This is a genomic window from Lacticaseibacillus suilingensis (assembly GCF_016861845.1).
Lineage (GTDB): Bacteria > Bacillota > Bacilli > Lactobacillales > Lactobacillaceae > Lacticaseibacillus > Lacticaseibacillus suilingensis.
The window spans coordinates 15936-35396 of the sequence record NZ_BOLV01000021.1 but is presented as its reverse complement, the minus strand read 5'-3'; the positions used below and the strand labels follow the sequence as shown (position 1 = coordinate 35396).

At 52.3% G+C, this 19461-nt stretch carries 28 protein-coding genes; 26 read left to right on the top strand and 2 right to left on the bottom strand.

Annotated elements, in window-relative coordinates; all coding sequences use genetic code 11:
• Window position 1 precedes the first annotated feature (1 nt).
• Window positions 2-3664, top strand: coding sequence for a DNA-directed RNA polymerase subunit beta' (gene rpoC / locus JUF11_RS11340; protein ID WP_204119680.1), 3663 nt, complete (start codon window positions 2-4; stop codon window positions 3662-3664).
• 378 nt (window positions 3665-4042) lie between these two features.
• Here rpoC and JUF11_RS11335 read toward each other — a convergent pair whose 3' ends face one another.
• A complete protein-coding gene (locus JUF11_RS11335) occupies window positions 4043-4525 on the bottom strand; it encodes a hypothetical protein (protein WP_204119679.1) in 483 nt (160 codons plus the stop codon).
• Window positions 4526-4788: 263 nt separating this feature from the next.
• Between JUF11_RS11335 and rpsL the strand changes: the two genes are divergently transcribed.
• The 3 genes from rpsL to fusA all read left to right on the top strand — a co-directional run bounded on the left by rpsL (window position 4789) and on the right by fusA (window position 7915).
• Complete coding sequence (gene rpsL / locus JUF11_RS11330) at window positions 4789-5202, top strand: 30S ribosomal protein S12 (RefSeq protein WP_125582083.1); 414 nt, start codon at window positions 4789-4791, stop codon at window positions 5200-5202.
• Window positions 5203-5252: 50 nt separating this feature from the next.
• Entirely contained in the window at window positions 5253-5723 is a 471-nt protein-coding gene (gene rpsG / locus JUF11_RS11325) for a 30S ribosomal protein S7 (protein ID WP_125582081.1), read from the top strand.
• A gap of 101 nt (window positions 5724-5824) precedes the next feature.
• The gene (gene fusA, locus JUF11_RS11320) at window positions 5825-7915 is read left to right on the top strand and encodes an elongation factor G (RefSeq protein WP_125582079.1); all 2091 of its coding nucleotides are present in this window, start codon (window positions 5825-5827) and stop codon (window positions 7913-7915) included.
• Window positions 7916-8028: 113 nt separating this feature from the next.
• On the opposite strand, the gene JUF11_RS11315 is transcribed toward fusA, so the two are convergent.
• Window positions 8029-8577, bottom strand: a complete 549-nt coding sequence (locus JUF11_RS11315; protein ID WP_204119678.1) for a cysteine hydrolase family protein — start codon at window positions 8575-8577, stop codon at window positions 8029-8031.
• A gap of 371 nt (window positions 8578-8948) precedes the next feature.
• Between JUF11_RS11315 and rpsJ the strand changes: the two genes are divergently transcribed.
• The 22 genes from rpsJ (at window position 8949) to secY (ending at window position 19461) form a co-directional block, all read left to right on the top strand.
• A complete protein-coding gene (rpsJ, locus tag JUF11_RS11310; RefSeq protein ID WP_125582075.1) occupies window positions 8949-9257 on the top strand; it encodes a 30S ribosomal protein S10 in 309 nt (102 codons plus the stop codon).
• A 25-nt stretch (window positions 9258-9282) separates the two neighbouring features.
• On the top strand, window positions 9283-9918 hold the full coding sequence (gene rplC, locus JUF11_RS11305; RefSeq protein ID WP_125582073.1) for a 50S ribosomal protein L3: 636 nt from the start codon (window positions 9283-9285) through the stop codon (window positions 9916-9918).
• A 22-nt stretch (window positions 9919-9940) separates the two neighbouring features.
• Window positions 9941-10564 (top strand): 50S ribosomal protein L4, encoded by a 624-nt coding sequence (gene rplD, locus JUF11_RS11300; RefSeq protein ID WP_125582071.1) that lies wholly within the window; start codon window positions 9941-9943, stop codon window positions 10562-10564.
• Window positions 10564-10851: a 50S ribosomal protein L23 gene (gene rplW, locus JUF11_RS11295; RefSeq protein ID WP_125582069.1), complete on the top strand. Its 288-nt coding sequence runs from the start codon at window positions 10564-10566 to the stop codon at window positions 10849-10851. Before rplD ends, rplW begins: the two co-directional genes overlap by 1 nt.
• Before the next feature lie 31 nt (window positions 10852-10882).
• Complete coding sequence (gene rplB / locus JUF11_RS11290; protein ID WP_125582067.1) at window positions 10883-11722, top strand: 50S ribosomal protein L2; 840 nt, start codon at window positions 10883-10885, stop codon at window positions 11720-11722.
• A 39-nt stretch (window positions 11723-11761) separates the two neighbouring features.
• Window positions 11762-12043 (top strand): 30S ribosomal protein S19, encoded by a 282-nt coding sequence (rpsS, locus tag JUF11_RS11285; RefSeq protein WP_125582065.1) that lies wholly within the window; start codon window positions 11762-11764, stop codon window positions 12041-12043.
• A gap of 18 nt (window positions 12044-12061) precedes the next feature.
• A complete protein-coding gene (gene rplV / locus JUF11_RS11280) occupies window positions 12062-12424 on the top strand; it encodes a 50S ribosomal protein L22 (RefSeq protein ID WP_125582063.1) in 363 nt (120 codons plus the stop codon).
• Window positions 12425-12427: 3 nt separating this feature from the next.
• Complete coding sequence (rpsC, locus tag JUF11_RS11275) at window positions 12428-13090, top strand: 30S ribosomal protein S3 (protein WP_125582061.1); 663 nt, start codon at window positions 12428-12430, stop codon at window positions 13088-13090.
• Window positions 13091-13093: 3 nt separating this feature from the next.
• Window positions 13094-13528: a 50S ribosomal protein L16 gene (rplP, locus tag JUF11_RS11270; RefSeq protein WP_125582059.1), complete on the top strand. Its 435-nt coding sequence runs from the start codon at window positions 13094-13096 to the stop codon at window positions 13526-13528.
• Window positions 13518-13712 carry a 50S ribosomal protein L29 gene (gene rpmC / locus JUF11_RS11265; RefSeq protein ID WP_125582100.1) on the top strand — a complete coding sequence of 65 codons (195 nt, stop codon included), beginning with the start codon at window positions 13518-13520 and terminating at the stop codon, window positions 13710-13712. Before rplP ends, rpmC begins: the two co-directional genes overlap by 11 nt.
• A gap of 20 nt (window positions 13713-13732) precedes the next feature.
• Entirely contained in the window at window positions 13733-13996 is a 264-nt protein-coding gene (rpsQ, locus tag JUF11_RS11260; protein ID WP_125582057.1) for a 30S ribosomal protein S17, read from the top strand.
• Between the two features lie 30 nt (window positions 13997-14026).
• Window positions 14027-14395: a 50S ribosomal protein L14 gene (gene rplN / locus JUF11_RS11255; RefSeq protein ID WP_125582055.1), complete on the top strand. Its 369-nt coding sequence runs from the start codon at window positions 14027-14029 to the stop codon at window positions 14393-14395.
• A gap of 26 nt (window positions 14396-14421) precedes the next feature.
• Window positions 14422-14763: a 50S ribosomal protein L24 gene (gene rplX / locus JUF11_RS11250; RefSeq protein ID WP_125582053.1), complete on the top strand. Its 342-nt coding sequence runs from the start codon at window positions 14422-14424 to the stop codon at window positions 14761-14763.
• Between the two features lie 6 nt (window positions 14764-14769).
• Window positions 14770-15312, top strand: a complete 543-nt coding sequence (rplE, locus tag JUF11_RS11245) for a 50S ribosomal protein L5 (protein ID WP_125582051.1) — start codon at window positions 14770-14772, stop codon at window positions 15310-15312.
• Window positions 15313-15324: 12 nt separating this feature from the next.
• On the top strand, window positions 15325-15510 hold the full coding sequence (locus JUF11_RS11240; RefSeq protein WP_125582049.1) for a type Z 30S ribosomal protein S14: 186 nt from the start codon (window positions 15325-15327) through the stop codon (window positions 15508-15510).
• A 30-nt stretch (window positions 15511-15540) separates the two neighbouring features.
• Window positions 15541-15939, top strand: coding sequence for a 30S ribosomal protein S8 (gene rpsH, locus JUF11_RS11235; RefSeq protein ID WP_125582047.1), 399 nt, complete (start codon window positions 15541-15543; stop codon window positions 15937-15939).
• Between the two features lie 27 nt (window positions 15940-15966).
• Complete coding sequence (gene rplF / locus JUF11_RS11230; RefSeq protein ID WP_125582045.1) at window positions 15967-16497, top strand: 50S ribosomal protein L6; 531 nt, start codon at window positions 15967-15969, stop codon at window positions 16495-16497.
• Between the two features lie 92 nt (window positions 16498-16589).
• The gene (gene rplR, locus JUF11_RS11225) at window positions 16590-16949 is read left to right on the top strand and encodes a 50S ribosomal protein L18 (RefSeq protein WP_125582043.1); all 360 of its coding nucleotides are present in this window, start codon (window positions 16590-16592) and stop codon (window positions 16947-16949) included.
• A gap of 21 nt (window positions 16950-16970) precedes the next feature.
• The gene (gene rpsE, locus JUF11_RS11220) at window positions 16971-17480 is read left to right on the top strand and encodes a 30S ribosomal protein S5 (RefSeq protein WP_125582041.1); all 510 of its coding nucleotides are present in this window, start codon (window positions 16971-16973) and stop codon (window positions 17478-17480) included.
• Window positions 17481-17491: 11 nt separating this feature from the next.
• The gene (gene rpmD / locus JUF11_RS11215; RefSeq protein WP_125582039.1) at window positions 17492-17677 is read left to right on the top strand and encodes a 50S ribosomal protein L30; all 186 of its coding nucleotides are present in this window, start codon (window positions 17492-17494) and stop codon (window positions 17675-17677) included.
• Between the two features lie 30 nt (window positions 17678-17707).
• Window positions 17708-18148, top strand: a complete 441-nt coding sequence (gene rplO, locus JUF11_RS11210) for a 50S ribosomal protein L15 (protein ID WP_125582037.1) — start codon at window positions 17708-17710, stop codon at window positions 18146-18148.
• Complete coding sequence (secY, locus tag JUF11_RS11205; RefSeq protein ID WP_204119677.1) at window positions 18148-19461, top strand: preprotein translocase subunit SecY; 1314 nt, start codon at window positions 18148-18150, stop codon at window positions 19459-19461. The genes rplO and secY overlap by 1 nt, the downstream gene beginning before the upstream one ends.

Here is a 19461-nt window from a genome sequence, read left to right as displayed (position 1 = left end):
TTTGATTGATGTCAATAAATTTGAAAGCATGCAAATCGGCCTGGCCTCGCCTGACAAAATTCGCAGCTGGTCCTACGGGGAAGTTAAAAAGCCCGAAACGATCAACTACCGGACGCTGAAGCCAGAGCGAGATGGGCTGTTTGACGAACGCATCTTCGGGCCAACCAAGGACTGGGAATGTGCCTGCGGGAAGTACAAGCGGATCCGCTATAAAGGCATCGTTTGCGACCGCTGCGGGGTTGAAGTCACGCGCTCCAAGGTGCGCCGCGAACGCATGGGCCACATCGAATTAGCCGCGCCAGTTTCTCATATCTGGTACTTCAAAGGCATTCCAAGCCGGATGGGTCTGGTTTTGGACATGTCACCACGGGCCCTCGAAGAAGTGATCTACTTCGCTTCTTACGTTGTGATTGACCCAGGCGACACTGCCTTGGAGAAGAAGCAACTGCTGACCGAACGCGAATACCGTGAAAAGCGGGACGAATACGGCCAGGGCTTCAATGCCAAAATGGGGGCCGAAGCGGTTAAGGAATTGCTACAGCAAGTCGACCTCGCCAAAGAAGTCGCTGAGCTGAAGGAAGACCTGAAGTCCGCGCAAGGCCAAAAGCGCACGCGCGCCATTCGCCGGTTGGACATCTTGGATGCCTTCCTGGTTTCTGGCAACGACCCGGCTTGGATGGTTATGGATACTATTCCCGTCATTCCACCGGATCTGCGGCCAATGGTTCAGCTTGAAGGTGGCCGGTTTGCCACTTCTGACCTGAACGATTTGTACCGCCGCGTCATCAACCGTAACAACCGGTTGAAGCGCCTGCTTGACCTCAATGCGCCAAGCATCATTGTGCAAAACGAAAAGCGGATGCTGCAGGAAGCCGTTGACGCCTTGATCGACAACGGCCGCCGTGGCCGTCCGGTCACCGGGCCAGGCAATCGTCCTTTGAAGTCTTTGAGCCACATGCTCAAAGGGAAGCAGGGCCGGTTCCGTCAGAATTTGCTCGGTAAGCGGGTTGACTATTCCGGTCGTTCCGTTATCGACGTTATGCCGACGTTGAAGTTCTATCAATGTGGTTTGCCGCGGCCAATGGCTTTGGAATTATTCAAGCCATTTGTCATGCATGAATTGGTGGCGCGCGGGCTGGCTAGCAACATCAAGAATGCCCGCCGCAAAATTGACCGTGAAGATGAAGACATCTGGGATGTGCTCGAAGATGTCATCAAGGAACGGCCAGTGCTGCTGAACCGCGCCCCTACGCTTCACCGCCTGGGGATTCAGGCTTTTGAACCGGTGTTGGTTGATGGTAAGTCCATCCGCCTGCACCCGCTGGTTTGTGAAGCCTACAACGCCGACTTTGATGGGGACCAGATGGCGATTCACGTGCCACTGTCCGATGAAGCCCAAGCCGAAGCGCGCCTTTTGATGCTGGCGGCGCACCACATCTTGGCGCCTCGTGATGGTAAGCCAATCGTTACGCCTTCTCAGGATATCGTTTTGGGTAACTACTACCTGACGATGGAACAAAAAGGCCGCGAAGGCGAAGGCATGATCTTCAAGGATGCTAACGAAGTGCTGATGGCGCTGCAAAATGGCTATGTCCACTTGCACAGCCGCATCGGCTTGGCGGTGGCTTCCTTGCCAGAAAAGCCATTCACCGATGACCAGCGTCACCAGATCATGGTCACCACGGTTGGCCGTGTGATCTTTAACCAGATCATGCCGGCAGACTTCCCGTATCTGAACGTGGCCACGCAAGACAATATCGTCAATGGCGTGCCAGATCGCTTCTTCTTGAAGCCAGGTGAGGATATCCATGCTTACCTGCAAGATGCCCCAATTAACGAACCGTTCAAGAAGGGCTTCTTGTCTGACATCATTGCTGAAGTCTTCAAGACGTACAAAGTGCAGCGGACCTCTGATCTGCTGGATGACATGAAGACCTTGGGTTACACCCAGGCCACGAACTCCGGGATCACCGTTGGGGTGGCCGACGTGCCTGAACTGGCCGAAAAGCCAGCCATCGTTGATGCGGCCCACAAGAAGGTTGCCACTGTGTCCAAGCAGTTCCGCCGTGGGTTGATTACCGACCAGGAACGCCATGATCGGGTCATCTCGATTTGGAACGACGCCAAAGACGAAATTCAGCAAAAGCTGATCGACGCCTTTGACCCGAATAACCCAATCTCCATGATGAGTGATTCCGGGGCGCGTGGTAACATCTCAAACTTTACTCAGCTTGCCGGGATGCGTGGCCTGATGGCGGCGCCAAACGGTGGGATGATGGAAGTGCCAGTGCTGTCGAACTTCCGTGAAGGCTTGTCCGTTATGGAAATGTTCATGTCCACTCACGGGGCCCGTAAAGGGATGACCGATACCGCCCTGAAGACGGCCGATTCAGGTTACCTGACCCGGCGGCTGGTGGATGTGGCGCAGGATGTCATTGTCCGCGAAGAAGACTGTGGCACCGATCGCGGTTTGGTCGTTTCGGCCATTCGCGAAGGGAACGAAATGATTGAACCGCTGTACGACCGCTTAGTTGGCCGTTACGCGCAAAAGTCAGTTGTTAACCCTGAAACCGGTGACGTCATTGTCAAGAAGAACGAAATGATCGATGAAGATAAGGCGCAAGCTGTCGTTGATGCCGGCGTCCAAACTGTCACCATCCGCTCCATCTTCACCTGCAACACCCGTCATGGGGTTTGCCAAAAGTGCTACGGCCGCAACTTGGCCACTGGCGAACAGGTTGAAGTCGGCGAAGCCGTTGGGACCGTGGCTGCGCAGTCAATCGGCGAACCTGGTACCCAGCTGACCATGCGTAACTTCCATACCGGCGGTGTTGCCGGCGGCGAAGATATCACGCAAGGGCTGCCTCGTGTTCAGGAAATCTTTGAAGCCCGTAATCCTAAAGGGCTGGCGGTCATCAGTGAAGTTGACGGGACGATTTCGGCCATCGATGAAAATCCGGCTGAACACAGCCGTGAAATCACCGTTGAAGGCCAAACCGATACCCGGACTTACAGCGTGCCATACGCTTCATCGGTTGCCGTTGCTGAAGGCGACCATGTTGATCGCGGCGGCCGTTTGACCGGGGGCTCAATTGATCCTAAGCAGTTGATCAAGGTGCAAGACGTCTTGACCACCGAAAACTATCTGCTGGCGGAAGTCCAGAAAGTTTATCGGATGCAGGGGGTTGAAATCGGCGATAAGCATATCGAAGTGATGGTTCGGCAGATGCTGCGCAAGATCCGCGTCATGGATCCAGGCGACACTGACATTTTGCCAGGGACCTTGCTGGACATTGCGGACTTCAAGGATCGCAACCAGCAGACCTTGATTGCCGGTGGGATTCCTGCTACTGGTCGCCCAGTACTGCTGGGGATCACCAAGGCATCGCTGGAAACCAACAGTTTCTTGTCGGCCGCTTCCTTCCAGGAAACCACTCGGGTCCTCACGGATGCTTCCATCCGCGGGAAGAACGATCCGCTGGTCGGCTTGAAGGAAAATGTCATCATCGGGAAGATCATTCCTGCTGGGACTGGGATGGCCACCTACCGTCACATGGAACCCAAGACGGTCGGCACCGTTTCCGACAGCGTCTACTCCATCTCTGATCTTGAAAAGAAGATGAAGGAAGAAGACGCCGCTAACGCAGAGCCAAAGCAAGATTAAGCACGAAAAGGAGCCGGTTGGGCATTTTGCCCAGCCGGCTTTTTTGATTCAGGCTGTGGAGGTAAGCCGTACTTAGCCGGACAGATAGCTTAGCATCAGGCATTGCCGCTGAAAGCGGCGATGCCTGATGTGTAGCTAGCTGCTCCGGCGTTGGCTTACCGCAACGCAACTACAACAGGCTGCGAAGGTCGGTGGTTTTTGCTCGATGAGTAGCCTAGCTCTGAGCATTGCCGGCGTTTTTTGCCGGTGACGCTCAGAGCGTAGCTACTCGCTCGAGCGTTGCCGACCTGAGCGCAATTATAACAGGCAGCGGAGGGTGGCCAACCGTAGCGCATCTGCGCTGGCTGTGAGGGCTGGTAACCACACGTAATGCACCGATCAACTCACAATCACCATCAGCAAATACGCTAGCTGCAGATCCACCAGAAAGGGGATGGTTCCTGGCCGCACTAGCCCGTGTCCTACCCCAATCACGCAAGCCATCAGCACGAACACCAAACTCGCCAGCGCCGGCATGCCTAAAGTCAGCGCACTAATGGCGAGGACATCGGCGCTGCCAAGCCCCTGGGTAACAATGCTCAAGCCAGATAAAGCGACTAGCCAGCCAAGCCCCACCAACCAATGCGACGGGGTGGTTAAAGCGACAAGCAAACACCAGCCGTCAAACCCAAGGGCCGGGACGGTTTGACTTTGCCAATCGCTCAAGGCAAAATACGCGAGCCCCGCCAGCGCTAACAGCTGCGAAGGGGCCAGTAGCACTGCTGCCGCCAGCAGGCCCAGTTGATACAGTAATTGCCAGCGCGTCGGCCGCAAACTGATTAGGCCCAGCACAGCCACCGCCACTATGATAGAATGAACCACATGCCATCACCTCTATCACCAGATTTCGCCAAGGCGTGAAAATACTGGTGCAAACGCCGGAAAGACGCTTGACAGAGGCGGGCAGCGGATAGTACACTGTTTAAGGTTGTTTTTTCCAGTTAATTCGGGTTTGCCCGGACGTCGAACTGGTTAAATACCATTTCGCCGCCGGGCCGGCCATTTTTTATTCGCAAAAAAGAACCGCCTGGATGTGTGGACTTAGAAGATGAATTACCCAAGTATCAGGAAGGAGGAACCTTAGAATGCCAACCATTAACCAATTGGTACGCCAAGGTCGTAAAAGTAATGTAACGAAGTCCGATTCACCTGCTTTGAACTTCGGTTACAACAGTAAGAAGAAGTCACTGACGAACAATCCCGCTCCTCAAAAGCGTGGGGTTGCCACTCGTGTCGGCACCATGACCCCAAAGAAGCCTAACTCCGCGCTGCGTAAGTACGCTCGTGTTCGCTTGTCGAACCTGATCGAAGTTACCGCTTATATCCCTGGGATCGGCCACAACTTGCAGGAACACTCGGTTGTTTTGATCCGTGGGGGCCGTGTTAAGGACTTACCTGGTGTGCGTTATCACATCATCCGTGGGACCCTCGATACCGCCGGTGTTGACGGCCGGATGCAAAGCCGCTCCAAGTACGGTACAAAGCGTCCTAAGAAGTAGTCAGATAATCCCCGCTTTGTGCGGTATTTAGGAATAAGGAGGCAATCAGCATGCCACGTAAAGGCAATGTTTCAAAACGCGATGTTTTACCTGATCCAGTTTACAACTCTAAGCTGGTTACCCGCTTGATCAACCACCTGATGGTTGATGGTAAGCGCGGTAAGGCTCAAACCATTTTGTATGATGCATTCGACATCATCAAGAAGGAAACCGGCAACGAACCTTTGGAAGTCTTCGAACAGGCCATGAAGAACGTTATGCCTGTCCTCGAAGTTAAGGCTCGTCGGATCGGTGGGTCGAACTACCAAGTGCCAATCGAAGTCCGGCCAGACCGGCGGACGACGTTGGGCCTTCGTTGGATCGTTCAGTATTCCCGTCAACGCGGTGAACACAAGATGGACGATCGCTTGGCTCGTGAAATCATGGATGCTGCCAACAACACTGGTGCAGCTGTGAAGAAGCGCGAAGATACGCACAAGATGGCAGATGCCAACCGTGCGTTCGCACACTATCGTTGGTAAGAAGGTTGGCTATTATATCCGTCACTTGGCATATAGTAGCCAATTGTTTTACCTAAAACTTTTAGATAATCGATCAACAATGAGAGGAGTTATTTTTTCACATGGCCAACAAGCGTGAATTTCCGCTGGACCGGACCCGCAACATCGGGATCATGGCCCACATCGATGCTGGTAAGACCACGACGACTGAGCGGATTCTTTACTACACCGGTAAAATCCACAAGATCGGCGAAACCCATGATGGGGCTTCCCAAATGGACTGGATGGCGCAGGAACAAGAACGTGGGATTACCATCACGTCCGCTGCGACGACTGCCTTTTGGAAGGACAACCGGATTAACATCATCGATACCCCAGGGCACGTGGACTTCACTATGGAAGTTGAACGTTCCCTGCGTGTCCTTGATGGTGCCATCACCGTCTTAGATGCTCAGTCTGGGGTGGAACCTCAGACCGAAAACGTTTGGCGTCAGGCATCCACTTACAGCGTGCCGCGGATCGTTTTTGTTAACAAAATGGACAAGATCGGGGCCGACTTCAAGTACTCCGTGAAGACCCTGCATGATCGTTTGGGTGCTAACGCCCATGCGGTTCAGCTGCCAATCGGTGCTGAAGACAACTTCGAAGGCATTATCGACCTGATCGAAATGAAGGCCGACTTGTACGACGAAGATGACTTGGGGACGAAGTGGGATGTCGTTGACATTCCCGACGACTACAAGGAAGAAGCCGAAGCAGCTCGTGCTGACCTGATCGAAGCCGTGGCTGACGTCGATGACGGCATCATGGACAAGTACCTTGAAGGCGAAGAAATCAGCAACGATGAAATCAAGGCGGCCATCCGTAAGGCGACCATCGCCCTTGAATTCTTCCCAGTGCTGGCTGGTTCTGCGTTCAAGAACAAAGGGGTTCAGATGCTGCTGGATGCGGTGGTTGACTACCTGCCATCACCACTGGACGTTAAGCCATACAACGCCCAAGATCCAGAAACTGGCGAAGCGGTTGAACTGCGCGCCGGCGACGATCAAGACTTCGCTGCCTTGGCCTTCAAGATCGCTACCGACCCCTTTGTCGGTCGTTTGACCTACATCCGGGTTTACAGTGGGACTTTGGAAGCTGGTTCATACGTCTTGAACGCTTCCAAGGACAACCGTGAACGTGTCGGCCGGCTGCTGCAAATGCACTCCAATCACCGTGAAGAAATCCCAGAAGTCTTTTCTGGTGATATCGCTGCGGCGATCGGGCTCAAGAACACCACGACTGGGGATTCACTCACAGCCGTTAACCACCCATTGATTCTTGAATCCCTCGAAGTGCCAGAACCGGTTATCCAGGTTTCCATCGAGCCAGACTCCAAGGAAGACCAGGACAAGCTGGATATCGCTTTGCAGAAGCTGTCTGAAGAAGACCCAACCTTCCAAGCTGAAACCAACCCTGAAACTGGCGAAACTTTGATCGCCGGCATGGGCGAATTGCACTTGGATATCATGGTTGACCGGATGAAGCGTGAATTTAAGGTTGCCGCTAAGATTGGTGAACCTCAAGTGGCTTACCGTGAAACCTTCACCAAGACCGCTTCCGCTGAAGGGCGCTTTGTTCGCCAGTCAGGTGGTAAAGGTCAATATGGTGACGTTTGGGTTGAATTTACCCCGAACGAAGAAGGCAAAGGCTTCGAATTCGAAGATGCCATTGTTGGTGGGGTAGTGCCACGTGAATACATCCCAGCTGTAGAACAAGGCCTGAAAGAAGCAATGGCCAATGGTGTGCTTGCGGGCTACCCATTGATCGACGTGAAGGCCAAGCTTTACGATGGTTCTTACCACGAAGTCGATTCTTCTGAAGCGGCCTTTAAGGTTGCGGCTTCCCTGGCGTTGCGCAATGCGGTTAAGGATGCCGGTGCGGTAATTCTCGAACCAATCATGCACGTTGAAGTGGTTGCCCCAGAAGAATACCTTGGCGATGTCATGGGTCAAATCAACTCTCGTCGTGGGAACGTTGAAGGCATGGAACAGCGTGGTAATGCGCAGCTGGTCAATGCTAAGGTACCGCTGGCCGAAATGTTCGGTTATGCGACGACCTTGCGTTCCGCGACCCAGGGCCGTGGGACCTTCACGATGACCTTCGATCACTACACTGCAGTGCCGAAGTCCATCCAAGCCGAGATCATCAAGAAAAACGGCGGCGAAGCTTAATTCGCTACTGGAAGCCACGCCTCGTGCGTGGCTTTTTTGTCTGCTCGTTCAAAAAGAGGGCCTGATCAGTTTTGTCTTGATCAGGCCCCCTTTTGCGTAGAGGGTTGCGCTCACTAAGCTAACGTGGCATTGAGGACAGTTTTGAAATGATTGAGTGCCCATTCCTGGCCGCCTGGCGTGAAGGTGGCCACGGCGTCTTGGTGGATGGTGAGGGGATAATTGAGGTTATACGCGTCGACAGCAGTGTGCAGCACACAGATATCGGTGCAGACCCCGACGAGATGAAGCTCATCGACCTGCCGTTCGCGCAGCCACAGATCCAGTGGCGTACCAGCGAAGCTTGAATAGCGCGTTTTATCGAACAACGTCACCTTCGCATCAGTCTGGTGGGCCGTATACCAAGGGGCCAGTGCCCCGTAAAGTTCGCGCCCCCAAGTGCCACGCACGTTATGGGGCGGGTAGAGCTTGGTTTCGGGGTGATAGGGGTCACCTGGGGTGTGCACATCGGTGGGCAGATACACAAAGTCGCCGGCCTCAGCGAACTGGTCGGCAAGCGCCACGATGCGCTGTTCAATTAGTTGGGCAGGCTTGCCGGCAGTTAAGGCGCCGGTGGCTGCGACGAAATCATTGGTGTAGTCGATAATTAGAAGGGCTTTTGCCATGAGGAACCTCCTTAGGGATTTAGGTTAACTGTAGAAGGTTCGCTGCAAGGTGTCAAGACAGTTCACTTGCCATGAAAACAAGGCGGGTGAATGTGCGGGGATGAGCGAGCAAAAGCCGTTATAGCAATCTTTGTTGCGCCAGCTTTTTTGAAAAAGCCGCCGAAAAGTCTTGTGTTAAACCGCGCTTTTTTGTATACTATCAAGAGTGCTGTGTAAACCGAAGGGGTTACTATGCACTTCTGACTCAAGCTGAGTCAGGGTAGCGTGGATGTGAGAGGTTGCGACACGCCCGGCCGCTTTGCCACGGGGGCGCGACGGGAATTTTCACGGAGCTAGTCTACTAACTGATAATGGACGAAGGAGGTTACACAATGGCAAAACAAAAGATTCGGATCCGGCTTAAGGCTTACGAACACCGGATTCTAGATCAATCAGCAGATAAGATCGTTGAAACTGCAAAGCGCACAGGTGCTGCAATTTCTGGCCCGATCCCTCTGCCAACGGAACGGACCATCTACACGGTGCTGCGTTCCCCGCATAAGTACAAGGATTCTCGGGAACAGTTCGAAATGCGCACACACAAGCGCCTGATCGATATCGTTAACCCGACCCCAAAAACTGTTGACGCTTTGATGAAGCTCGACTTGCCGAGCGGCGTCGACATTGAAATCAAATTATAATCTATAGGAAATTGGAGGTGTACCCATGGCACGTAAAGGAATCTTAGGTAAGAAAATTGGCATGACGCAGGTCTTCACCGAAAACGGCGAACTGGTCCCAGTTACCGTGATCGACGTCACCCCTAACGTTGTCCTGCAAGTTAAGACCGTTGAATCAGACGGCTACGAAGCAGTTCAACTGGGCTACGGCGACAAGCGTGAAGTACTTAGCAACAAGCCAAGCGTCGGTCACGCCAAGAAGGCGGACACGACCCCTAAGCGCTTCATTAAGGAAATCCGTGATGTAGCGCTTAGTGACTATGAAGTTGGCAAGACTGTTTCTGCTGACGAATTTGCAGCTGGCGACATCGTGGACGTCACCGGTACTTCCAAAGGGCATGGTTACCAAGGTAACATCAAGAAGGACGGTCAGTCCCGTGGCCCTATGGCTCACGGTTCTCGTTACCACCGTCGTCCTGGTTCTCTTGGGGCAATCATCAACAAAGTCTTCAAGGGTAAGAAATTGCCTGGGCGGATGGGTAACCATACGCGCACGATGCAAAACTTGACTGTTGTTTCCACCGATTTGGACCACAATGTGATCTTGATCAAGGGCAATGTCCCAGGGGCCAACAAGTCATTCGTTACAATTCGTTCCGCTGTTAAGTCAGCGGCTAAATAACACGAAGGGAGGACATTAACTAATGGCAAACGTTACTTTATTCAAGCAAGATGGCACAGAAAACGGCACCGTTGATCTGAACGATGCAATCTGGGCAATCGAACCCAACGATAACGCCGTGTTTGACGCAGTGCTGATGCAACGCGCTTCCCTTCGTCAAGGTACTCACGCCGTTAAGAACCGTTCCGCCGTTTCCGGCGGCGGTAAGAAGCCATGGCGCCAAAAGGGTACTGGTCGTGCCCGCCAAGGCTCCATCCGTAGCCCACAATGGCGCGGCGGTGGTGTGGTCTTTGGCCCAACGCCTCGTTCCTATAGCTACCGAATCAACAAGAAGGTTAGCCGCTTAGCAATCAAATCAGCGCTTTCCCAGAAAGTGCTGGACAAGGAATTAGTTGTGGTCGACGCTTTGAGCTTTGACCAACCTAAAACCAAGGACTTTGCAGCTGCGCTGGCTTCCTTGAAGATTGAAGAAAAGGCCTTGATCGTCCTTGAAGACGGCAATGACAATGCAGCTTTGGCTGCCCGCAACTTGCCGAATGTCAAGACGATCGTCGCAGATGGCATCAACGTCTTGGATGTTGTGAACTACAACAAACTGATCTTGACCCAATCTGCGCTTCAAAAGATTGAGGAGGTGCTCGCATAATGGCAGCAGCACGCGACATCATTTTACGCCCGATCGTCACCGAGCAATCAATGGCTGACATGGACAACAAGAAGTACACCTTCGAAGTTGCTCGTGATGCCGAAAAGACCGCTGTCCGTCGCGCCGTTGAAGAAATCTTCGACGTGAAGGTCGCTAAGGTCAACATTGCCAACGTTCGCGGCAAAAAGAAGCGCCAAGGTAACTACGTGGGCTACACCCGCAAGCGCCGGAAGGCCATCGTTACTTTGACCGCCGATTCAAACGAAATCAAGATTTTTGAAGACTAGCTTCAAAATTTTCAGATAGGAGGAAACAAGCGTGGGCATTATTAAATACAAACCAACGTCAAACGGCCGGCGGAACATGTCTGGTTCGGATTTCGCTGAAATCACCAAGACCAAGCCGGAAAAGACGCTCCTTGAAAGTCAAAGCCACACTGCTGGCCGTAATGCACAAGGTCACATCACTGTGCGTCACCGCGGCGGTGGTCACAAGCAGTTCTACCGCACCATCGACTTCAAGCGTCAAAAAGATGACGTGGTCGCAACGGTTAAGGCCATCGAATACGATCCTAACCGCACGGCTAACATTGCACTGCTTCACTATGAAGATGGGGTTAAGAGTTACATCTTGGCACCTAAGGGTCTGAACGTTGGCGACAAGATCGTTTCTGGCGATAGCGTCGACATCAAGCCCGGCAATGCAATGCCACTGAAGAACATTCCTGATGGGACCACCATCCACAACATCGAACTCAAGCCTGGTAAAGGCGGCCAGCTGGCTCGCTCTGCCGGTGCTTCCGCTCAACTGCTGGGTAAAAACGATGATGGCAAATACGTCACCGTTCGTCTGGCTTCCGGTGAAGTGCGCATGATCCTTTCGGTCAACCGCGCCACGATTGGTGCTGTCGGCAATGAACAACACGAACTGATCAGCATTGGTAAAGCTGGCCGCAAGCGCTGGTTGGGCTTCCGTTCAACCGTCCGTGGGTCAGTTATGAACCCTAACGATCACCCGCATGGTGGTGGTGAAGGTAAAGCCCCAATCGGTCGTCCATCACCTCTTTCTCCATGGGGTAAGAAGACCTTGGGTAAGAAGACGCGTGATCACAAGGCTAAGTCCGAGAAGTTCATCGTCCGTCACCGTAAGAACAAGTAAACTCACCATTGAATTACACCGTATAAAGGAGGTCACACAATGGGTCGCAGTCTTAAAAAAGGACCTTTCGCCGATGCTCATCTGATGAAGAAAATCGATGCTCAGGCTGACAGCGAAAAGAAGACCGTCATCAAGACATGGTCTCGTCGTTCTACCATTTTCCCTAGTTTCATTGGTTACACCATCGCCGTATACGATGGCCGCAAGCATGTCCCAGTTTTCATTTCTGAAGATATGGTCGGCCACAAGCTTGGTGAATTCGTTCCGACACGGACCTTCCGGGGTCACGCCAAGGACGACAAAAAGTCAGCAGCACGCTAAGAAAGGAGCATATAATTCATGGCTGAAGAAATTACGTCTGCAACAGCGACGGCAAAAACAGTTCGGATTACTGCTCGCAAAGCGCGTCTGGTAATCGACTTGATCCGCGGCCGCGAAGTCGCAGAAGCATTAGCAATCTTGGACTTCACGCCACGCGCGGGTTCTCCAATCATTGAAAAAGTTCTGAAGTCTGCCATTGCAAACGCAGAACATAACTTTGACTTAGATGCCCAAAACCTTTACGTCAAGGAAGCGTTCGTTAACGAAGGCCCAACCTTGAAGCGGTTCCGTCCGCGTGCTAAGGGTTCTGCATCACCAATCAACAAGCGCACCTCACACATCACCGTGACGGTCGCTGAGAAAGAAACAAAGGAGGGATAAAGCGTGGGTCAGAAAATCAATCCAATCGGTTTCCGTGTTGGCGTCATCCGTGACTGGGAATCCAAATGGTACGCTGAAAAAGACTTTGCAAGCTACCTTCACGAAGACATTGAAATCCGTAAATTCATCAACAAGAAGCTCGCGGACGCATCTGTTTCGACCATTGAGATCGAACGGGCCGCAAACCGCGTGAACATCTCCATCCACACCGCAAAACCTGGTATGGTCATCGGTAAAGGTGGCGTCCAAGTTGAAAGCTTGCGTAAGGAATTGAACGACCTGACAGGCCGCAAAGTCCACATCAACATCGTGGAAATCAAGAAGCCTGATCTCGACGCTAAGCTGGTCGGCGAAAGCATCGCCCAGCAGCTTGAACAACGTGTGGCTTTCCGCCGCGCGATGAAGCAAGCCATGCAGCGTAGCATGCGCGCTGGTGCCAAGGGGATCAAGACCCAGGCGGCTGGCCGTTTGAACGGTGCCGACATTGCGCGTCGTGAACACTATGCTGAAGGCACCGTGCCTTTGCACACCTTGCGGGCCGATATCGACTACGCATGGGAAGAAGCTCGGACCACTTACGGTCAGATCGGGATCAAGACCTGGATCTACCGCGGTGAAGTTTTGCCTGACAAGCCAAATCGTCAGAATGCGAAAGGAGGGAAATAATCCATGTTAGTACCTAAGCGTGTAAAGCACCGTCGCGAATTCCGTGGGAAGATGCGCGGCGCAGCCAAGGGCGGCAAGGAAGTTTCCTTCGGTGAATTCGGGCTGCAAGCCTTGGAATCACACTGGATCTCTAACCGTCAGATTGAAGCGGCTCGTATTGCCATGACGCGTTACATGAAGCGTGGCGGGAAAGTTTGGATCCGCATTTTCCCTCAAAAGTCTTACACATCTAAGGGCGTCGGCGTCCGGATGGGTAACGGGAAAGGTGCACCATCCGGCTGGGTCGCAGTTGTTAAACGCGAAAAAGTGATGTTTGAAGTCGGCGGCGTTCCGGAAGCAGTTGCACGCGAAGCTTTGCGCCTTGCGTCCAACAAACTCCCTGTCCGCACCAAGATCGTGACTCGCGAGGAAGTAGGTGAGCAATCTAATGAAGGCTAAGGATATTTCAGCATTAACCACAGAGGAAATGCTCGACAAAGAAAAGCAGTACAAGGAAGAGCTCTTCAACCTGCGCTTCCAACAAGCTACTGGCCAAATGGAAAACACTGCTCGCTTGAAGCAAGTGCGGAAGAACATCGCACGGATCAAAACGGTCCTTCGGCAGCAAGCGCTCAATAAATAAGCGGAAAGGAGACAATCACCTTGGAAGAACGTAATTCTCGTAAAGTTTATCAAGGTCGCGTCGTTTCAGACAAAATGGATAAGACCATTACCGTCGAAATCAACACGACAAAGACGCACCCCGTCTACGGCAAGCGTGTGAAGTACTCGAAGAAGTTCTACGCACATGACGAAGACAACGTTGCTAAAGTCGGCGATCTTGTTCAGATCATGGAAACTCGTCCAATGTCTCGCAACAAGCGTTTCCGTTTATTGAACGTTGTCGAAAAGGCAGTTCGTATTTAATCCAAATACGTGTGAAAGGAGGACCAACCCGTGATTCAACAAGAAAGTCGTCTTAAAGTAGCAGACAACTCTGGTGCCCGCGAGCTCCTGGTGATCAAAGTCCTTGGCGGTTCATACCGTAAGACTGGTAACATCGGTGACATCGTTGTGGCAACTGTCAAACAGGCTACACCAGGTGGCGTTGTCAAGGCACATGAAGTCGTTAAGGCTGTTATCGTGCGCACGAAGTCTGGTGCTCGCCGTACTGATGGTTCATACATCAAGTTTGACGAGAACGCTGCAGTCATCATCAACGCAGACAAGAGCCCTCGGGGGACTCGTATCTTTGGACCAGTCGCACGCGAACTGCGTGACGGCGATTTCATGAAGATCGTTTCCTTAGCGCCTGAAGTCCTTTAACATTCTGACCAAATAGGAGGTGCGACATGAAAATCAAAACTGGTGATAAGGTTCGGGTCATGCGTGGTAAAGACGCCGGCAAAGAAGGCACAGTAACGAAAGTCTTGCTTAAGGCAGACAAGGTTATTGTCGAAGGCGTCAACATGATCAAGAAACACCAAAAGCCGAATAACGACTACCCACAAGGTGGCGTTGTCGACAAAGAAGCAGCCATTGCCGTTTCTAACGTAATGCTGCTGGATCCAGAAACCAACAAGCCAACGCGCGTCGGCGCCGAGATCAAAGATGGCAAGAAGATTCGCATTGCCAAAAAGTCCGGCAAAGAATTAACCGCTGCGGCACCAAAAACCGACGGAAAGGAGGACTAATTCCAGATGGCTAATCGTTTACAAGAACGTTTTAACAAAGAAATCGCGCCAGCGATGGTTAAGAAGTTTGACTACAAGAGCACCATGCAGACCCCGCACGTTGAAAAAATCGTGCTGAACATGGGTGTCGGTGATGCAACGCAAAACGCCAAGAACCTGGACGAAGCCGTTGCTGAATTGGCATTGATTGCCGGTCAGCAGCCACTGATCACCAAGGCCAAGAAGAGTATCGCGAACTTCCGCCTGCGTGAAGGCATGTCCATCGGCGCCAAGGTGACCTTGCGCGGCGAACGCATGTATGACTTCCTGGACAAGCTGATCAACGTCTCCTTGCCGCGGGTGCGTGACTTCCACGGTATTTCTGCGAAGTCCTTCGACGGCCGAGGCAACTACACCTTGGGCCTTAAGGAACAGGTTATCTTCCCAGAAATCGATTATGACAAGGTTAACCGCGTGCGCGGTTTGGACATTGTTATTGTCACCACTGCAAACACGGATGAAGAAGGGCGCGAGTTGCTCAGTCAACTCGGCATGCCTTTCGCAAAATAAGGAGGGTCACACTTGGCTAAGAAGTCTATGATCGTGAAAAACAGTCGGCCTGCAAAGTACGCAGTGCAAGAATACACACGCTGCCAACGTTGTGGTCGTCCACATTCAGTTTACCGTAAGTTCAAACTCTGCCGGATTTGCCTTCGTGAATTAGCTCATGCCGGTCAAATTCCTGGTATGCGCAAAGCTAGCTGGTAAATCGAAACCCAGTCAAAGGAGGTTAAATCAATGGTCTTGACCGATCCAATCGCAGATTACTTGACCCGCATTCGTAACGCCAACATGGTGCGTCACGAATCTCTGGTCGTACCTGCATCAAAGATGAAAATCAACATTTCCGAGATTCTCAAGCGCGAAGGTTTCATTCGCGACTATGAAGTGATCGAAGACGACAAGCAAGGCGTGATCCGTCTGTTCCTGAAATACGGGAAGAACAACGAACGCGTCATTGCCGGCTTGAAGCGCATTTCCAAGCCAGGCTTGCGCTCTTACGTGAAGGCAGATGCTGTGCCGAAGGTCTTGAACGGCCTGGGCATTGCCATCCTGTCGACTCCGGAAGGTGTCATCACGGATAAAGAAGCACGCGCCAAGAACGTCGGCGGCGAAGTTCTCGCCTACGTCTGGTAATCAATTTAAACAAAAGGAGGTGCAACTGTGAGTCGTATTGGTTATAAAACAATCACCGTGCCTGCAGGTGTGACCGTCACCAAGGATGGCGACAACATCACCGTTAAGGGCCCCAAGGGCGAATTGACTCGTGCTTTTGCCCCTGAGATCGAAATGAAGCAAGAAGGTACTGAAATTTCTTTCAGCCGCCCAGATGACTCGTTCAAGGCATTGCATGGTACCATGCGCGCTAACTTGAACAACATGGTCGTTGGTGTGACCGAAGGCTACGTCAAGCAATTGAAGCTTGTCGGGGTCGGCTACCGTGCGCAAAAGCAAGGCGAAAAGCTGGTCTTGAACGTCGGCTACTCTCACCCAGTTGAGATGCAAGCACCAAAAGGCGTTTCGATTGACGTGCCAAGCAACACCGAAATCAACGTCAGCGGCATTTCCAAGCAGGTCGTCGGCCAATTCGCTGCCGAAATCCGCGCGGTCCGCAGCCCAGAACCTTATAAAGGTAAAGGGATTCGTTACGTCGACGAATACGTTCGGCGTAAGGAAGGTAAGACTGGTAAGTAGTCTTACCAAGCTGCAACTAGGTAACTGGCTGCGGCAATTGTATCTGGGCCTTTTCGGGCCCGTTAACGCAGTCTATTAAAGGAGTGAACATTGTGATTTCAAAGCCAGATAAAAACAAAACTCGGCAACGGCGTCACGCGCGCGTCCGGGGTAAGATTTCTGGTACGAGCGAGCGCCCACGCTTGAACATTTTCCGTTCTAACAAAAACATCTACGCGCAATTAATTGATGACGTAGCGGGTGTGACGCTAGCAAGTGCCTCCACTCTTGATAAAGAAGTTTCTGCTGATGACAACAAGACTGAGCAAGCAAAGGCAGTTGGCGCATTGGTTGCCAAGCGTGCCGTTGCTGCTGGTCACAAAGTAGTGGTCTTTGACCGTGGTGGTTATCTCTATCATGGTCGCGTGCAAGCTTTAGCTGAAGCCGCACGTGAAAACGGCCTTGAATTCTAATCAAAGGAGGATAACCAACACATGGCATCATACATTGATCCAAACCAACTAGACTTGGAAGACCGCGTTGTGTCGATCAACCGGGTCACCAAAGTTGTCAAAGGTGGCCGTCGTCTGCGTTTTGCAACGATTGCGATCGTCGGCGACAAGCATGGTCACGTCGGCTTTGGGACCGGTAAGGCGCAGGAAGTGCCTGAAGCGATTCGCAAAGCGGTTGAAGACGCGAAGAAGAACCTGATCGAAGTGCCGATCGTTGGCACCACGATCCCTCATGATGTGATCGGTCACTTCGGCGCTGGTGAAGTTCTGCTTAAGCCAGCCGTTGAAGGGTCCGGGGTCGCAGCCGGCGGCGCCGTTCGTGCCGTTATGGAATTGGCTGGGATTGCTGATGTGACCTCCAAGTCACTCGGCCGTAACACCCCAATCAACATGATTCGCGCAACGATGGACGGCTTGACCCAGCTCAAGACGGCTCAAGAAGTTGCTGACTTGCGCGGCGTGTCCGTTTCTCACTTACAAGAACAAGACTAGGAGGGCACATAATGGCTCAGTTAAAAATTACTCTGACTCGCAGTGCTGCTCACCGGTTGCCTAAGCAACGCAAAATTGTGAAGGAACTCGGTCTTGGTCGGGTGAACAGCTCTGTTGTAAAGCCTGACAACGCAGCCACTCGGGGTGCGATTTTCCAGATTTCTCACTTAGTTTCCGTTGAGGAAGTTAAGGACTAAAAACACTAAAGAAACGGAGGTGCCTAACGTATGAAGTTGCATGAATTAAAGCCTAACGACGGTGCACGTTCAAGCCGTAAGCGACTCGGCCGCGGAACTTCCAGCGGTCAAGGTAAGACGGCTGGTAAAGGGACGAAGGGTCAATTAGCTCGGCAAGGCGGCAAGACCCGGCTTGGGTTCGAAGGTGGCCAGATGCCACTGTTCCGGCGCATGCCAAAACGTGGGTTCAAGAACATCAACCGTAAAGTCTTTGCCGTGATCAACGTGCAAGACCTGAACCGGTTCGATGATGGGACCGAAGTAACCCCAACCGTGCTGGTTGAATCCGGCTTGGTTAAGAACGAAAAGGACGGCATCAAGTTGCTTGCGAACGGCAAGCTCGACAAGAAGCTGACCGTTAAAGTCAACAAGGCTTCCGAAGCTGCTAAGAGCGCAGTTGAAGCAGCAGGCGGTTCGCTTGAGGTGATGTAATGCTGAAAACCCTCGTTAACGCATTCAAAGTCAAAGACATCCGCAACAAGATTCTTTTTACTTTAGGCGTTTTATTGGTTTATCGTCTAGGGGCGCAAATCGCAGTACCGGGGGTCAACGCCAAAGCGTTGACACAGGTCGGCTCGACCGGCTTGATCTCCTTGCTGGACACCGTCAGTGGTGGTGGATTAGCGAACTATTCGATCTTCTCAATGGGGGTCTCACCGTACATTACGGCACAAATTGTGGTCCAGTTATTACAAATGGACATTGTGCCGAAATTCGTTGAATGGAGCAAACAAGGTGAAGTTGGTCGGCGCAAGCTGAACCAAGTCACCCGCTATTTGACCATCTTCCTCGGTTTCTTCCAAGCCGTCGGGATTACTGCTGGCTTCCAGCAGCTATCCGCGTTGGGGTTGGTGAAAAACCCAACCGTCCAGACTTACGTGGTCATCGGCATTATCTTAACCGGTGGCACGATGCTGCTCACTTGGATGGGTGAACAGATCACTGACAAAGGGATCGGTAATGGCGTGTCCATGATCATCTTTGCTGGGATCATTGCCCGCCTCCCAAGCGGCATTCAGCAATTGTGGCAAGACAACATCGCCAACAACAATGCCAGTGATCGCTGGCAAGGGGTGTTGTTCCTGGTTGCATTGGCCATCATCTTGGTGCTGGTCATCACGTTTGTTACCTGGGTCCAACAAGCGAACCGGAAGATTCCGATTCAATATACACGCCGCGTGACGGCAGCCGGTAGCAATTCCTACCTGCCGCTCAAGGTTAACGTTGCCGGGGTTATTCCGGTAATCTTCGCATCGTCCTTCATCATCACGCCGCAAACCATTTTGATGGCTTTTGCGAACAAGTTCCAAGATGCCGGGTGGTATAACGCCTTGACGAGCGTCTTCAACATGCAAAAGCCGGCCGGGACAGCCTTGTACACGATTTTGATCGTCTTGTTCACGTTCTTCTATGCTTTCGTCCAGGTTAACCCGGAAAAGGTACAGGAAAACTTGATCAAGCAAGGCAGTTACATTCCTGGGGTTTGGCCAGGGAAAGAAACCGAAAAGTATCTTTCTGGCTTGCTGATGCGCTTGTCCACAGTTGGGGCGTTGTTCCTCGGCTTCGTGGCCTTGCTACCACAGCTGGCGGCCAACATTTGGGGTCTGCCACAATCAATCGGTCTGGGCGGGACAAGTCTTCTCATCGTGGTCATGACTGCGATTGAACTGGTCCGCCAGTTGGATGGGTTGTTGATGAAGCGGGAATACGTCGGGTTTATCCGCGACGATCTCGTGAAGGACTAG

Excerpts from the sequence above, each read along its gene's own strand:
- fusA (WP_125582079.1), top strand. The coding sequence starts at position 5,825 with ATGGCCAACAAGCGTGAATTTCCGCTGGACCGGACCCGCAACATCGGG.
- rplV (WP_125582063.1), top strand. The coding sequence starts at position 12,062 with ATGGCTGAAGAAATTACGTCTGCAACAGCGACGGCAAAAACAGTTCGG.
- rplO (WP_125582037.1), top strand. The coding sequence starts at position 17,708 with ATGAAGTTGCATGAATTAAAGCCTAACGACGGTGCACGTTCAAGCCGT.
- rplD (WP_125582071.1), top strand. The coding sequence starts at position 9,941 with ATGGCAAACGTTACTTTATTCAAGCAAGATGGCACAGAAAACGGCACC.
- rplC (WP_125582073.1), top strand. The coding sequence starts at position 9,283 with ATGGCACGTAAAGGAATCTTAGGTAAGAAAATTGGCATGACGCAGGTC.
- rplP (WP_125582059.1), top strand. The coding sequence starts at position 13,094 with ATGTTAGTACCTAAGCGTGTAAAGCACCGTCGCGAATTCCGTGGGAAG.
- rpsE (WP_125582041.1), top strand. The coding sequence starts at position 16,971 with ATGGCATCATACATTGATCCAAACCAACTAGACTTGGAAGACCGCGTT.
- rpsG (WP_125582081.1), top strand. The coding sequence starts at position 5,253 with ATGCCACGTAAAGGCAATGTTTCAAAACGCGATGTTTTACCTGATCCA.
- rpmC (WP_125582100.1), top strand. The coding sequence starts at position 13,518 with ATGAAGGCTAAGGATATTTCAGCATTAACCACAGAGGAAATGCTCGAC.
- rplW (WP_125582069.1), top strand. The coding sequence starts at position 10,564 with ATGGCAGCAGCACGCGACATCATTTTACGCCCGATCGTCACCGAGCAA.
- rpsJ (WP_125582075.1), top strand. The coding sequence starts at position 8,949 with ATGGCAAAACAAAAGATTCGGATCCGGCTTAAGGCTTACGAACACCGG.
- rpsL (WP_125582083.1), top strand. The coding sequence starts at position 4,789 with ATGCCAACCATTAACCAATTGGTACGCCAAGGTCGTAAAAGTAATGTA.
- rpsH (WP_125582047.1), top strand. The coding sequence starts at position 15,541 with ATGGTCTTGACCGATCCAATCGCAGATTACTTGACCCGCATTCGTAAC.
- rpmD (WP_125582039.1), top strand. The coding sequence starts at position 17,492 with ATGGCTCAGTTAAAAATTACTCTGACTCGCAGTGCTGCTCACCGGTTG.
- rplE (WP_125582051.1), top strand. The coding sequence starts at position 14,770 with ATGGCTAATCGTTTACAAGAACGTTTTAACAAAGAAATCGCGCCAGCG.
- rplX (WP_125582053.1), top strand. The coding sequence starts at position 14,422 with ATGAAAATCAAAACTGGTGATAAGGTTCGGGTCATGCGTGGTAAAGAC.
- rpsS (WP_125582065.1), top strand. The coding sequence starts at position 11,762 with ATGGGTCGCAGTCTTAAAAAAGGACCTTTCGCCGATGCTCATCTGATG.
- JUF11_RS11315 (WP_204119678.1), bottom strand. The coding sequence starts at position 8,577 with ATGGCAAAAGCCCTTCTAATTATCGACTACACCAATGATTTCGTCGCA.
- secY (WP_204119677.1), top strand. The coding sequence starts at position 18,148 with ATGCTGAAAACCCTCGTTAACGCATTCAAAGTCAAAGACATCCGCAAC.